Origin of the sequence: Lactobacillus sp. UMNPBX4, from assembly GCF_002554115.1 — a bacterium.
In the GTDB taxonomy this organism is placed as follows: Bacteria; Bacillota; Bacilli; order Lactobacillales; family Lactobacillaceae; genus Lactobacillus; species Lactobacillus gallinarum.
In genome coordinates this window covers 20,445-34,646 of record NZ_PCZF01000008.1, presented here as the reverse complement: position 1 = coordinate 34,646, position 14,202 = coordinate 20,445, and the positions used below count along the sequence as shown (strand labels likewise).

12 protein-coding genes and 1 pseudogene are annotated in these 14,202 nt (G+C 36.0%); 5 read left to right on the top strand and 8 right to left on the bottom strand.

The window, feature by feature from the left end; genetic code table 11:
* Position 1: 1 nt before the first annotated feature.
* On the bottom strand, positions 2-1,201 hold the full coding sequence (locus CP355_RS02705) for an ABC transporter permease (protein WP_191451314.1): 1,200 nt from the start codon (positions 1,199-1,201) through the stop codon (positions 2-4).
* Entirely contained in the window at positions 1,194-1,937 is a 744-nt protein-coding gene (locus tag CP355_RS02700) for an ABC transporter ATP-binding protein (protein ID WP_087176132.1), read from the bottom strand. Before CP355_RS02700 ends, CP355_RS02705 begins: the two co-directional genes overlap by 8 nt.
* Before the next feature lie 90 nt (positions 1,938-2,027).
* Here CP355_RS02700 and CP355_RS02695 point away from each other — a divergent pair, with 90 nt between their 5' ends.
* The 4 genes from CP355_RS02695 (at position 2,028) to CP355_RS02680 (ending at position 4,391) form a co-directional block, all read left to right on the top strand.
* Positions 2,028-2,465 carry an HIT family protein gene (locus CP355_RS02695; RefSeq protein ID WP_003627196.1) on the top strand — a complete coding sequence of 146 codons (438 nt, stop codon included), beginning with the start codon at positions 2,028-2,030 and terminating at the stop codon, positions 2,463-2,465.
* A gap of 9 nt (positions 2,466-2,474) precedes the next feature.
* The gene (locus CP355_RS02690) at positions 2,475-2,810 is read left to right on the top strand and encodes a hypothetical protein (RefSeq protein WP_087235647.1); all 336 of its coding nucleotides are present in this window, start codon (positions 2,475-2,477) and stop codon (positions 2,808-2,810) included.
* A 117-nt stretch (positions 2,811-2,927) separates the two neighbouring features.
* Positions 2,928-3,830 carry a peptidylprolyl isomerase PrsA gene (locus CP355_RS02685; RefSeq protein WP_025005549.1) on the top strand — a complete coding sequence of 301 codons (903 nt, stop codon included), beginning with the start codon at positions 2,928-2,930 and terminating at the stop codon, positions 3,828-3,830.
* A 138-nt stretch (positions 3,831-3,968) separates the two neighbouring features.
* Positions 3,969-4,391, top strand: a complete 423-nt coding sequence (locus CP355_RS02680; RefSeq protein ID WP_098036478.1) for a PAS domain-containing protein — start codon at positions 3,969-3,971, stop codon at positions 4,389-4,391.
* A gap of 43 nt (positions 4,392-4,434) precedes the next feature.
* Here CP355_RS02680 and CP355_RS02675 read toward each other — a convergent pair whose 3' ends face one another.
* From CP355_RS02675 to CP355_RS02655, 5 genes are read right to left on the bottom strand one after another with little or no spacing between them, the layout of a single operon-like run.
* Positions 4,435-5,412, bottom strand: coding sequence for a 3'-5' exoribonuclease YhaM family protein (locus CP355_RS02675; RefSeq protein ID WP_098036479.1), 978 nt, complete (start codon positions 5,410-5,412; stop codon positions 4,435-4,437).
* On the bottom strand, positions 5,405-7,906 hold the full coding sequence (locus CP355_RS02670) for an AAA family ATPase (RefSeq protein ID WP_098043841.1): 2,502 nt from the start codon (positions 7,904-7,906) through the stop codon (positions 5,405-5,407). The genes CP355_RS02675 and CP355_RS02670 overlap by 8 nt, the downstream gene beginning before the upstream one ends.
* Positions 7,887-9,107: a DNA repair exonuclease gene (locus CP355_RS02665; RefSeq protein ID WP_087176128.1), complete on the bottom strand. Its 1,221-nt coding sequence runs from the start codon at positions 9,105-9,107 to the stop codon at positions 7,887-7,889. The genes CP355_RS02670 and CP355_RS02665 overlap by 20 nt, the downstream gene beginning before the upstream one ends.
* Positions 9,108-9,115: 8 nt before the next feature.
* Complete coding sequence (locus CP355_RS02660) at positions 9,116-9,466, bottom strand: YlbF family regulator (RefSeq protein ID WP_025005546.1); 351 nt, start codon at positions 9,464-9,466, stop codon at positions 9,116-9,118.
* A 17-nt stretch (positions 9,467-9,483) separates the two neighbouring features.
* Positions 9,484-11,541: a PBP1A family penicillin-binding protein gene (locus tag CP355_RS02655; protein ID WP_098043840.1), complete on the bottom strand. Its 2,058-nt coding sequence runs from the start codon at positions 11,539-11,541 to the stop codon at positions 9,484-9,486.
* Between the two features lie 88 nt (positions 11,542-11,629).
* Between CP355_RS02655 and CP355_RS02650 the strand changes: the two genes are divergently transcribed.
* Positions 11,630-12,487 carry an RluA family pseudouridine synthase gene (locus tag CP355_RS02650; RefSeq protein ID WP_098043839.1) on the top strand — a complete coding sequence of 286 codons (858 nt, stop codon included), beginning with the start codon at positions 11,630-11,632 and terminating at the stop codon, positions 12,485-12,487.
* Between the two features lie 77 nt (positions 12,488-12,564).
* Here the strand turns inward: CP355_RS02650 and CP355_RS02645 are convergent.
* Positions 12,565-14,163 (bottom strand): annotated as a pseudogene (locus CP355_RS02645) (multicopper oxidase family protein).
* Positions 14,164-14,202: the final 39 nt, after the last annotated feature.

Below are 14,202 nucleotides of genomic sequence, written 5' to 3'. Positions count from 1 at the left end.
CCTATCTCTTTATTTTTTGTTGTTTAACTCTAACTGGCAAATAACCATAATTGATAATCATCGTGAAGACAAACAATACCACAATACTAATCCAAAGATGAGAATCAATTGGCAATAATATCAACCAGAATACGCTGACTAATAACCATTGAATCAAAAGTCCTAAGTTTAAGACTTTGACTAAGTCTTTCCCGCGATTATCACGCACAATGGGATAAACACGATACATGATGTTTGAATCAAATTCGGTTGCCATTGGCAATAATTGGTAAACGGTCAAGAAAATAACTAAGCAGGACAAACCAAGTGCCCAGCGCCAATCTTGTACTAGCCAGGAAATCAAAATGGCAAAAACTGTCATTCTAACTAATAAATTCAAGTATTCTGGATTTCTAAGCAGTGATCTCCGGTACAAGAATAAGTTAGGATTTTCTTTAGCAATTGCCTTAGGTAAAAGAAAATCAAGATATTTTCTACGTTTAATCGTCACTTGTTTTTCTTCAACATCGGTGAACATGCTGAAGATGCTGTAGACACGGTCTTTTCTTGCCTTTTCACTTTCAACAGCATAACGCCAGTTAAAAACTCCCTTATCTTTTTTTGTACCTAAGTGACCCATCATCATTAAAACAATGACTTCAATCGGATATACATAAGAACCAAGGCTACCAATTAATAAAACCACCAAGGTAATTAATAAGCTAACCCAATTAGGAAAATTGTAGTAAAAATACAAATTCTCTTTTTCAATTAATATCATGACTGCCTTTAAGAGAATCGTCCCAATTAAAATTAAAGCATATGACCAGACTGGAATTCCTGCCTTAATCGTAGCAAATGGAAATAAAATTCCCCCTAAGAGTACAATCAAGATTGTTGGCAAAACCAAGCTATACTTGATCATTGGTTTGAGATATTCATCCATCTGCTCATCTTGAGTGAACAAGAACTGCATATCAGCATCTTTTAACAGCGTGACTAAATGCCCTGTTAATAATGGCAACCACAATAAAAGTCCCACTAATGGCTTATAAAACCACAAATTAGTCGGCATCGACTTCATGGCTTGTGCATACCAGAACATCAAAGCCCCGAATAAAAAGATCAAAGCCAAAATAAAGAAGTCATTGAAAACCAGTGTTAAATACTTAACTGATTGCTTAAGGTTTTCGTTTAACCTTTTTTTCGCTAAATCACGCATTGCCATTATCCTCTCTATTCAAAGCTAAATAGAGTTTATCAAATGGATCATCAGGCCTTAAACCATAGTGCTGACGAATTTCTTGCAAATTGCCAATCACTTCAATTGTTCCGCGATTTAAAACAGCATAATTAGAAATTGCTTGTTGCGCATCAGCTAATACGTGAGTAGTCATCAGCACCATCTTGCCGTTAGCAATTGACTGCTTAATTAAATCTATCAAATTGGCTACCGCAAGTGGATCAAGCCCAGTAAATGGTTCATCAATAACGAGCAAGCTTGTATCTGCTAAAAAGGCTGACACGATCATTACCTTTTGTCGCATCCCTTTAGAGAAGTGAATTGGTAACCAATCAAGCTTATCATCTAATCTAAACATTTTAAGTAATTCATGTGCTCGATTCCATGACTTACTTGCATCAAGGCCATAACTAAGCATGGTTAATTCCAAATGTTCCTTTAACGTTAATTCTGGATACAAAACCGGTGTTTCAGGAATATAAGCAACTTGCCGCTTAAATTTGGTTGGTTGCATCGTCAAATTCACGTCATTGAGTAAAATCTTACCCTTCTGTGGTCTAAGCAAACCTAAAATGTGCTTAATCGTAGTCGACTTACCCGCACCGTTTAAACCAATTAAGCCCAGTGCTTCTCCTGGCTTAATCTCCAAATTAATATCTTTAATAACTGGGACACCAGTATAGCCCCCAGTTAAGTGTTCAATTTTTAATGTCATTTTTTCGTTTCTTTCCTTAGTAAACTATCATGTTTTATAATATCATGGATATTAGTAGAAACTAAAGTCTAACAAATAAGAGGTAATTATATGGAAAATAAAAATTTAGTTGACGATTGTTTATTCTGCAAAATTATCCGCGGTGAAGTTCCAAGTTACACTGTCTTTGAAAACGACGACGTTAAAGCTTTCTTAGACATTTCTCAAGTTAACCCAGGCCACACTTTGATGATCCCTAAGAAGCACATCACTAACTTATTTGACTACACTAAGGAAGATGCCCAAAGATATTTGCAATACATTCCTGAAATTGCTAATGCAATCAAAAAGGCATTTCCTAACGTTACTGGTATGAACATTACCACTAACAACGGTAAGTCAGCTAACCAAGTAGTAATGCACTCACATATTCACTTCATTCCTCGTTTTGAAGGCGATGGCTTGAAGCTCATGACTCGTAACAACGCCGATCAATACGATGAAGCAAAATACAATGAAGTAGCTGATAAGATTAAAGCTCAATTTTAAGGAGAAATAATGAAACATTTTCTTTTAGGTACTATTTTTGGTGCAGCAGCTGGAACCGTTTTTTCTTGCATGAAAGATAGCGAAGGCAATCGTCCCGGCAAACCACTCAAAGATGAATTTGATGCATTTAAGCATGAAACTAGCCGCTTTAATCAAGCTTTACAAAAAGCCAAAAAAGCTAGTCAAGATTTAAATGATCAAATGCCTCAAGCTGAACGAACTATTAGTGATATCAGTGATAATATTGAAAAATATTCAAGACATATTGAGCCAACTGTTGATAAAATCAAACAAAAAAGTGATCAATTAAATCAAGATTTTGGTGAAAATAATATCGTTAAATAAGAAATATTAAAGAAAATTTGATTTTTTTATGAATATTGCTTATTTGAAAACGAAACAACTAATTTTATGGTATATTAGTTGACAGTTACTTAATTAAGGATGTGGAGATTTATTTATATGAAGAGTTATATGAAAAAAGTTGCTGCAGTTGTTGCTGTAGCTGGTGTTGCTTTATCTACTGCTGCCTGCTCAAATAGCGGCAACAATGCTACTGTTGCTTCATACAAGGGTGGTAAGATCACTCAACAACAATACTACGATGAAATGAAGAAGTCTCAAGCTGGTAAGTCAGCTTTGGCTAACATGATTATTAACCGTGCTTTGGAACAACAATACGGCAAATACGTTTCATCAAAGAAAGTTGACAAGCAATACAACAACTACAAGAAGCAATACGGTTCACAATTTAGTGCTGTTTTACAACAAAATGGTATGACCGCTTCAACATTTAAGCAAAACTTGAAGACTAACTTGCTTTCTGAAGCAGCTTTGAAGCACATTAAGAAGATTTCTAAAAAGCAAGAACAAGAAGCTTGGAAGAATTACCAACCTAAGGTAACTGTTCAACACATTTTAGTTGCTAAGAAGTCAACTGCTGAAGACATTATCAAGCAATTGAAGGATGGTAAGAGCTTCAAGAGTTTAGCTAAGAAGTACTCACTTGATACTGCTACTAAAAATAAAGCCGGTAAGCTTCCTGCATTTGATTCAACTGATAACACTTTAGACAGTGCATTCAAGACTGCCGCATTCAAGCTTAAGACTGGTGAAGTTACTGAAAGTCCAGTTAAGTCACAATCTGGTTACCACGTAATCAAGATGATTAGTCACCCAGCTAAGGGTAAGTTTGCTGATCACAAGAAGGCTATCGATGATGAAATTTACGCATCAATGGCTCAAGATCAAGCTGTTATGAAGGACGTTATTGCTACTGTATTGAAGAAGGCAGACGTTTCTATCAAGGATAACGACTTGAAGGATGTATTATCAGCTTACGTTTCAACTGGTGCTACTAAGTAATAAATTTTACTAAATTAAAAAATCCAATTCTCGCTTGAGAGTTGGATTTTTTCTTTACTCTTAATTATCTATCCTTTTAATAACAGCGTAAGTAACCGCTTTAATGCTACAATTAAAGTATAGAAAGAAGCTTTAATTATGAATGAAATCAAGTTAAAAGGTGGTCACTTATCACTTTCCGAATTAAACGCAATTTTTACTACCATTCCACAAGAATTTGATGTTCTTGATGAAAATGATATCGTCGTATGGTCATCAATGAATGAGCATCGCATCTTTCCTAGAACCGAGAAAGATATTGGTAAAACTGTCTTCGAAGTGCATCCCGGTCACTCACAAGGACGAGTTAAAGCAGTTTTAAAACAAATGCACGAGGGTGAGCGTAATTCAATTTCAATCAATATTCACAAAAACGGACAGCCATTAAATATTTCTTTTTATAGCCTTCATGATGATAATGGTAAATATTTAGGCTGCGTAGAAGTTACTCAACCCGTCCAAAGTTATCAGGTTAAAGGTAGTAAATGGCGTAATTTTATAAATATAATTCACAAAAAATAATTACTAAAAAAGCAGTACAAACGATAATTTGTACTGCTTTTCTCTATTCTAAATGTCGTGCCTTTTCCAGTGCTGGATCATGCTTAGGGTGATAATACCTCTTACCATCTTGGCTAAGCAATGGTTCTGTAAACTGCCCCTTAGGCGTATGCTGCAAAGCATTCGTTACAGCATACACAGTCGCATCTAAATCATCAATGCGGTGAAGCAATTCAGCTTCAAGCAAGGCTGGCAACTTAGGTGACCCATATTCAAATTTACCATGATGCGATAAGACCATATGTCTAAGCAAAAGCAAATCTTCTGATTCAAGATCAAAGTTTAATTCATTAGCTGCAAGCATAATTTGTTCATCTATTAATACTAAATGACCAACTAGATTTCCTTCAGCCGTGTACTGTGTTGCAGCAGGTCCTGTAAGCTCTAAAACTTTGCCCATATCATGTAAAATACATCCTGCGTAAAGCAAAGACCGATTAACTTGCTCATAATTATCAGCCAAACCTTTAGCATCCTTTAACATCGATAATGTGTGAAATGCTAATCCGCCTCGAACCGCATGGTGATTACTTTTGCCCGCTGGATAATCATAGAATCTTTTACCCCATTTTTTAAGCAAATATTCTACGATTGTCTTCCAAGTCTTATTTTGAATCTGAGCCACAAAATTGTTAATCTCCTGCTCCATTTCATTAATTGGTTCAGGAGCAGATTTAATAAACTGATCAAGCTCATATCCTTCTTGTGGACCTACAACACGCAAACTATAAATTCGAATCTGTGGTCGCCCTTGATACTCTTCTCTTTTACCATTTAACTCAACGATCGTACCAGTACTAAAGGTCGCTGCATCCTGATTATTAGCATCCCAATAATTGCCACGGATTTCACCTGAGCCATCGCCAAATTGCATAGCTAAATAAAGATTATTTTTCTTATTATTACGCAATTGTGAATTCTTAATTAAGACCACAATATCCATTTCTTCGCCATCGTTATAATCTAACAATCGTTTAAGCATCTTGAGTTCCTTTCGTAAAAGTTAAAGGCGTAATTTCTAATTGATCAACCAATTTTTCTTGAGCAGTAAAAATCAATACTTGATTATTTTCACTAATCTTTTCAAGTAATTTCTTAATATAGCTGATTCGACGATCATCAAAATTAACAAATGAATCATCAATTAAAATTGGTAAATTAATCTTATCTTTGATTTGTTCAATAAATGCTAATTTCAATGCAAAGTAAAGCTGTTCGGCTGTCCCACGAGACAAGTATTTCACTTCACGCTTCTTACCATCTTTACGCATAACCGTTAGCTTTTTATCTAAAACGATATTTACGTAGCGACCACCAGTAAGCAAAGCAAAATATTCCTTAGCGGCATTCAACATCTTAGGGAAACGCTCATTGGAAGCTAAATCGAGTGAACGGCTAATCCACTTAGAAGCTAGCAAATTAGCCAGATACTCTTGACTGCTGTTAACGAAATTAGTTTCGGTATTGGCTAGCTCCTGCTTTGCCTCAAAAACTGCAGTAGAATCAGCCAAATTGTCCAATTGAACCTGCAATTTAGCCACCTGCTGCTGTAATTCATCAATTTCTTCAGTTACATCAGAAGATTGGGCAGCCAGACTTTGAAGTTGTGCTAAAACCTTGCCTGGTTCTTTGGCTTCTTGTTTTAATTCATCTAAATCATCATGCAAACTTTTTTCAAGAGCATCATATTGAGCTTTAATTTTAGCTTGATCTAAAGACTCTTGATAAGCTGCATCATAATCCGCCATATTTTCTACATTAGCTTGCGCAAACACAGCCTTTAATTTTAAACCAAGCTCTTTTAACTCTTGCTTATCCTGATTCAGTGAACTAGTTAAATTAGACTTCTTCTGCGTTAATTCTTGTTGTTTATTAATTTGTTCTTCGATCTCATCTAATCCATTCAAAACCTGATCAAAATCATCGTCGATCGGCTCTCTTAAGACATTCTGGACATTGGCAGCTAATTGAGCAACTTGCTGATTAATTTTATTTAATTCTTCCGCATTAGTCTTTTCGGCACTCTCTTTAAGCTTGTATTGATTTAAATTAGTCAACACACTATTCAGATCCAACATATCAGGATCCAAATTATATTTTGAATAAAAAGCTTGCCTTTGATTTTTAACTGCCTTTTGTTTTGCTAAAATATCCGCTGCTTGTTTACTTGCCTGTGTATTTTTGACATAGCCAAAGCCTGCAAGTCCAATACCAGCTATTAACGCAATAATCCCTAACACTCCAGCAGTTCCTAATAAAATTAAACCTAGAACTACTAGTACAGCACCAACAATATACCAAAGTTTATCACTAGGGCTAATTTCATTAACTTCTTCATTTTGTTTTGCTGGCAACGCTAAGAAATCTTCTTTTAGCTGCTTAATATCTTCTGTATTTAAATCGCGCAGCTCATTAATTTCAGGTGATAAAGCAAGTAGTTGCTGCTCTTCTTGCTTCAACTGATCAGCTTTTTGTAAACAATTACGATATTCAACCTGCCATTGCAATAACTGCGGCTTTTGTTGAACAACTTTCTTAGATTCGTTTAGATCAATTAAGTCTTCTTCTGTTAACTCAGATAATTGCTCTTGTAAAGATTGCATCATCTTTTGTAAATTTCGCCCTTGAGCCATTAAATCTTGAGCTTTTTGGTAGTTTTCACTATCAAATTTGATATCTTTTATCTGCTTTTGTAAATCTAATAAAGTTGTATAGTTGCTTAATTCTTTTTGTAAATCACGCAAACTTGCCTGTTTAGTTTGAATATTTGCTAAAGCCTGCTGTGCCTTTTTCAACCGATCTTGATGATCTTTCAGATCCTGAGCAAGCTCTTCATAATCACTAAATTCCGCTTTAGTTTGAACTAACTTGTCACGATCCGTTTCTATTTGCTTTAATAGGCGGTTAACTTCTGGCTTTTTCCCAGTCTTTTTAAAAAGTTTGCCAGCTTCCTTGGCAAAATCATCACGTAATTTCAGTAATTGACCACTATTAGCCGCACCTAAATAATAAATACGCTCCAGCAAATCTTCCTGACTCAGACTAGTAACTTGGCCCAACATTTCCTGATTAAAAATAAAGCTATCAGCATAAAAAGAGCCATCAATATTTTGAATCTGGTCAAAAAACAAGCTTTCAGGGACAACTTGACCGTCTTTTTTAACGGTTAAAATTCCTTTTTTAGTTTTATCACCCTTGGCATAAAGACGTTCCAGCTCATATTCTGAATCACCGTTTTCAAAAATCAAGCTACCGCCCATTGGACTAACATGTGCTAGCGGCGTATAGTCTTCAAAAAATGGCGAAGCATTGCTACGCAAATGAAAACCAAACATTATTTGCTTAATAAAAGCTACAGTTGTACTCTTGCCGGCTTCGTTAGCACCAAAAAAGATATTAATTTGGTCACCAGGTAAATCAAATTTTTTATTAGAGAATTGGCCAAAGTTGACTATCTTAATTTGTTTCAGTCTCATCAGTAATTCCTTTCAATTTACCCATTAACTTAACCTCAGTTAGTTGCTTCACAGCCTTAATAAAAGCGGGATCTTCCGTTAATTGAGCTGCTATAGGATCCTTTTTCTTCCAATCGCTAACAATCTTATCAAACTCATCATTTTCAAATATTTCTGCCTTAGCTTGCTCAAAGGCTTGCTGATCATTTTCATTAAGTTCCAAATTAGAACTTATTTTCAACCGTACATCTACTAATTGCGAATCAAACGGCAAATTCTGTGAAATGTTTTGCCAAAAATCCGTGTCTTGCACTAACTCTTGTTCTTCATCAGTCATAAATTGGGCGCCAGCAGTAGTTAAACTGAAATAAGTTTTTTGTTTTGCATTATTTAGACTTGCAATAATTTCATTTTGTAAATCAGCTTTACTAATTTGAGTATCTAATTCAACTTGTACTCCTTGCCATAAAATTGGGCCTGTCGTCTTAAATTCAATACTTGTTTTTTTAGTATTCTCATCAATCACGCCAAGGTAGCATCCCTTAGCACCCATTTCATTGATGTGACGTCCTTGAATATTGCCTGAATAAACAATCCATGGCTTTTCACTCAAATTACGCCGAGCATGAATATGTCCTAAAGCAAAATAATCATAATTCAATGCTTGAACCTCAGATACCGTAAAAGGTGCATAAACATTTTTACGGCTATCAGCTTCTTTTTCTTGGGCGTGCATTAAACCAAAAGTATAATTATGTTCCTTTCCAGGAAAATCTGGAATTTTATCTTCTGTAATATGATTATTTAAATATGAAAAGCCCACAACATCGTAGTTAAAATTATCTTTAGTCTTAAATGTTGCTTTTTCTACTGCTTCATTTGCACCAAGCAATTTAAAATATGGGCTCTGATTAACCAATAAATCTTCACGTCGCATATGATCATGATTACCAAAAATCATTACTACTTGGATCTGCGCATCTGTTAAACGTTTAATCTGCTGTGCAAAAAACAACTGCGAACGTGGAGATGGCTTAGCACTATCAAAGGTATCACCTGCAATTAAAACCAGGTCGACCTTTTCAGCCAACGCCAAATCTACAATCCGTGTTAATGATTGGTCTGCTGCTTGATATATCTGATTAAATTCCTTAGATGGCAAAAAAGATAGCCCGCGAAATGGACTATCTAAATGCGCATCTGCAAAATGAATAAATTTCATCGCAAATTCTAGTTTCTAAGACCTTCATAAAGATCATTAATTGGCTTAGTGTAAGCCTTTTGGATTTCACCTAACAAATCATACAAACCTTGTTCACTCTTAAGAAGAGCAACGATCTTATCGTTCTTTTGAACTTGAGCATTCAATTCTTGGTAAGCCTTTTGATCTTCATCAGATAAAGGTTGACCACTTTGTTGAGCTTGCATGATCTTAGCTTGAAGTTCATCCATCTTCTTAAACATTGCTGCACTTTCACTGTCTGCTTGAACAGCCTTAACAGCGTCACCTACAGCCTTGTATTGGTCAGTCTTAGTTAAATCTTGTGCTAATTGATTAGCTGAATCATAAATATTAATCATATGGGTCCTCCTAAATTTTATCGGCCAAATAAACCTTTGACATCATTATACCATTCATTAATTTTCTGTCCTGCAGATCCGATACCATCTTGAATTTTTTGTCCCAAACCGTTGGTCCAATCAAAATTGGATCCATTGTTTTTGACAAGCTGACCTGGTGATTTTTCGGTAAATTGCGTTTGAGCAGTATATGGTAGGATCCCTTCCATTTCTGCTTTGTACAATCGTGTAATTCCCGTTTCAGATACTCCTTGCATATAACGCTGCTTACTTGTTTGATCAAAACCAACCCAAGTAGCTAACACGATATCAGGAGTATAACCGACGATCCATTGATCCTTTGTTCCAAAACCATATGAGTTAGGAACTTCAGTTGAACCAGTCTTACCAGCAACACGGAATCCATTAGGTTGAGCAGTCTGAGCAGTACCATTAGTGAAAACGCCAAGCATCATCGTCGTCATTTCTTTAGCAGTATTCTCAGAAATAATTCTATGATTACCTGGATTATTATTTTCGACTAACACATTGCCACTTGCATCAGTAATTTTAGTAATAAAGTAAGAATTATTAGGTAAATTACCTTTATTAGCAAAAGCAGAATATGCACGAGCCATTTGTAAAGGCGAAACCCCTGTAGAAAGTCCACCTAATGCCAAAGCTAGGTTGCGATCTGACTTAGGTACCTTTATACCAAAATTCTGAACAGATTGTACACCCTTATTTACACCAATTTTATCAAGCAGCCATACTGCAGGAACGTTTTTACTTTCCGCTAAAGCTTGGTACATCGGAATCTTATCAGAATAGCCATTATCAACATTATGCGGCTCATAACCATTTTTACCAAACTTTTGCAACTTGTTAGAAAGCTCAGAATCATAATGATAACCATCTTGAAGAGCCGGTACATAAACAGCGATTGGTTTAATTGATGAACCAGGCTGACGCTTCATTTGAATTGCACGGTTATAACCACGGAAAACGTGTTTACCGCGACCACCGATTACAGCTCGTACAGCACCTGTTTCTGGATCCATTGCCACACTTGCACCCTGACATTCTGTGCCATCAGTACCATTTTGTGGGAAAAGCCAGCTTTCATTAAAGGTATCTTGCAATCTTCCCTGATAATTTTGATTAAGAGTAGTGTAAATCTTAAGTCCCTTATTCATTACTTGCTCTTCAGTCAAGCCGTATTTGCTAATAGCTTCATCTACTACAGCATCAAAGAAATATGGATAACTATAGCCATCTTTATTTCTAAAGGTATTCCGCAAAGTTAACCCTTGCTTAGAGTAAGCTTTAGCTTGAGCAGCAGTTAACTTACCATTATCAGCCATTAATCCTAAAATCAAATTACGCCGCGCCAAAGCATTGGCCATATGATCAACAGGATTATAAAAACTTGGATTACGTAAAATTCCTGCTAATGTAGCAGCTTCTCCTACTGTCACATCACTGGCATTTTTACCAAAATACCTGCGACTGGCATCCTGCACGCCCCAGACACCATTGCCAAAATATGCATTATTCAAATACATCGTTAGAATATCTTTTTTGGAATAAACATGGTTAATTTCAATCGCAAAGAATAATTCTTCTAATTTTCGTGAAAAAGTCTGCTGCTGGGTCAAAAGCGAGTTTTTAGCCAGTTGCTGGGTTAGAGTCGAACCACCACCAGTTACTTGTCCGTGGTGAATAACCAAACTTACTGCTGCACGCGCCATTCCCTTAATACTAAAACCAGGATTTTTCCAGAAAGTACGATCTTCTGTCGAAATTACTGCATTTTGAATATTGGGAGAAATTTTATCATATTCAACGAATGTACCTTTTTGTGAATATAAAGAACCAGCTTTTTTGCCTTTATAATCATAAATAGTTGTCGTTGTTGAAAGTGAAGCCTTCAAATTTGAGATATTCGAAGTCTTAACTTTAATTGTATAATATGTACAAGTTATCAATATAAGAGTGAGCAGGATTAAAATAATCCAGCGTCCGATAAAGAAGCGGCGATCAATTCGATGCCAAACATCTTTAAAACCGCTTCTTTTTGGTTGGTCGTTATTCATTAATACAATGCTCCTTTTTAGAAACAAGAAAATTGTATCACATTGCTAGTACACTTGTTTAGACTGGCAACAGTCTTAGGAAATATTTATGGTTTATCATTTTACACTTTTTTATCCTAAAAATCTCGAACCCTTACCCGTCAATGACGTATTGCGTAAATTGCTTATTCCGAGAAAATGGCGTCACTACTTGCGCATTGAACAAAACATTACAATTAACGGCAAATACCGCTATTTTAATCAGGAAATTTCGCCAGGCGATAAAATTGACATCACATTAGATCAAGTTGAATCTACCCAGCAAAAATATCCAACTAGTGGAAAGTTACCCGATATCATTTACGAAGACGATAATTTATTGATTATTAATAAAAAGAAGGGGCAAAAAACTCACCCCAACTTAAATGAAACTGACACAGCTTTAAATGATTGCGCCACTTATTTAGGACAAAATCCCTACATTGTTCATCGATTAGATATGCTTACAGGCGGCTTACTGCTTGTTGCAAAAAATCCTGCAGTAGTGCCGATTTTAAATCGTGAATTAACCACCAAAACTTTTCATCGTGATTATTTAGCTAAAGTTGATCATGCAGAGAAATTAAACGATCAAGGTACAATTAATCAGCCAATTGATCATGATCCTGATGATCAGCGAAAAAGAATGATCTCACCTGCTGGACTTCATGCCGTAACACATTATCAAGTGTTAAAAAGAAATGATGATAATACAGCGGTAGTCAAACTAACTTTGGAAACTGGTCGTACTCATCAAATCCGTGTGCATTTAGCATCCCTTGGTACACCAATCGTTGGCGACCCGCTATATAACCCCAACTTTGCTGGAGAAGATTTAGCGCTTGACGCTTATGAAATTTCGTTGATTAAACCTTTTTCTTTTGAGAAATTAACAATTAAATTACCAAAAGAAAAAATCAAATTGTAAACAAAAAACGTAGCCTTATCAAAGACTACGGTTTTTAGTTATAAACTATTTATTCTTCACTCATAACAACATTATTTTTAATGCTCACTTGCACCAGTAGATGCATCTGCATGATCTGCTTCTTCACTAGCACCGCTAACAAAATCAGCCTTCTTCATATCGCATCCTTCGGTATCCATGCCTGGCATCCAAACATCTTCTGGCTTCACTCCTCTTTCTTCGGCAAAGGCCTTAGTCAAAGTCTTCATATCCATTAACTTATAATTCTTAGGATGATCTGGATCAAAGATTTCGATTTGTGCCATCATACCGGCATCTTCATGTTCAATGATATGGCAGTGATACATAAAGACTCCCTCAAGTGGGAATTTAACCAATAAGCGCACAGTTTCTCCTGGTGCAACAGGAACTGTATCTTTGTAAACACCAACTTCATTTGGATATGGCTTTTTTCCATTACTAGATACTACTAAAAAGTGCGTGCCGTGAATATGGAATGGATGAATCATACCTTCTTTTTTTGAATTAGTATTAGTAACGTCCCAATATTCAGCTTGACCGACTTTTTGTTTCATATCGATTCTTTGCATAGCAAAACGTTTACCATTCATCTTATCACAGCCATCCATGGTGACCTTACGAACGGGCAAACTTGGGTCAACTTCTGGAATTTCTGGTGTAAACAAAGTGGCAGGAATTTCTGAATTATCATCCTCAAATTTATGAATCCGGAATTCGATCAATTTGAAGTCATCAGTGTAAAGACTTACTACGTCGCCCTCATGGTATTGACCAAAATCGACTATAACTTGTAATCTCTCACCTGGTGTTACTAACAACTTCGTCATCTTGATTGGATGTGGTAAGAAAGAATCATCTCCTGCAATTTGAGTCATAACTAAATCGTCATCAAAGTGCAAACGCCATTCACGTCGGTTAGAGCCACCTAAGAAAAGCAATCTGACCTTTTGCGTAGTAACATCAACGTAAGGACGAACGACTCCATTAATTATCGGAGTATCGCCAAAAATCCCCATTTGATTGTACTCAGCCCGATAATCCAATTGGTTATGTTCATGGAAAGTACGATCTTGTAAAATAACCGGAAATTCATCAATACCATACTTTTTTGGAATTGGCAGCTTAGCTTCGTTTTCATCAGTTACTACTACACCCATCGCAAGACCCATCTAAACTTGGGCAGCCGTTGATGGACATGGATGAGCATGCAGCCAAGTTAAAGCAGCTGGTTGATTAACTGTAAATTCGATCTGCTTTTCTTCACCGGGATAAACTGGGGCATGACAACCACCATCCGTAATAGGCCCTGGAACTTCTATACCATGCCAATGATAAGTAGTTAATTCTGGCAAACTATTTTTTAAAGTTACATGAACACGTTTGCCTTTCTCAACTACCATCGTCTTTCCTAATAAAGGTGCATTATAGCCCCAAGTCTTAGTCTTCTCACCAGGTAAAATTTGACTTTCACCTACAATTGATTCTAGTGTGAACCAAACATCAGTAGCAGTTTCCTTATCAGGCTTTAATACTGGTGGAACAGTTAACGGCTGAACTTCTACTCCTTCAGGAATTTTCAAATTCTTATAGTCAAAGTGATTTTTGTCAAAGTCTTCCTTATCTTCAAAATAATCTCTATAAATTTTTTCAGACATTTCTTTCACTCTTTCGATACTCTTTATGTTTTTACTCAC

Bases quoted from the DNA above. Each gene is read 5' to 3' on its own strand.
- CP355_RS02705 (WP_191451314.1), bottom strand. From the start codon at position 1,201: ATGCGTGATTTAGCGAAAAAAAGGTTAAACGAAAACCTTAAGCAATCA.
- CP355_RS02700 (WP_087176132.1), bottom strand. From the start codon at position 1,937: ATGACATTAAAAATTGAACACTTAACTGGGGGCTATACTGGTGTCCCA.
- CP355_RS02695 (WP_003627196.1), top strand. From the start codon at position 2,028: ATGGAAAATAAAAATTTAGTTGACGATTGTTTATTCTGCAAAATTATC.
- CP355_RS02690 (WP_087235647.1), top strand. From the start codon at position 2,475: ATGAAACATTTTCTTTTAGGTACTATTTTTGGTGCAGCAGCTGGAACC.
- CP355_RS02685 (WP_025005549.1), top strand. From the start codon at position 2,928: ATGAAGAGTTATATGAAAAAAGTTGCTGCAGTTGTTGCTGTAGCTGGT.
- CP355_RS02680 (WP_098036478.1), top strand. From the start codon at position 3,969: ATGAATGAAATCAAGTTAAAAGGTGGTCACTTATCACTTTCCGAATTA.
- CP355_RS02675 (WP_098036479.1), bottom strand. From the start codon at position 5,412: ATGCTTAAACGATTGTTAGATTATAACGATGGCGAAGAAATGGATATT.
- CP355_RS02670 (WP_098043841.1), bottom strand. From the start codon at position 7,906: ATGAGACTGAAACAAATTAAGATAGTCAACTTTGGCCAATTCTCTAAT.
- CP355_RS02665 (WP_087176128.1), bottom strand. From the start codon at position 9,107: ATGAAATTTATTCATTTTGCAGATGCGCATTTAGATAGTCCATTTCGC.
- CP355_RS02660 (WP_025005546.1), bottom strand. From the start codon at position 9,466: ATGATTAATATTTATGATTCAGCTAATCAATTAGCACAAGATTTAACT.
- CP355_RS02655 (WP_098043840.1), bottom strand. From the start codon at position 11,541: ATGAATAACGACCAACCAAAAAGAAGCGGTTTTAAAGATGTTTGGCAT.
- CP355_RS02650 (WP_098043839.1), top strand. From the start codon at position 11,630: ATGGTTTATCATTTTACACTTTTTTATCCTAAAAATCTCGAACCCTTA.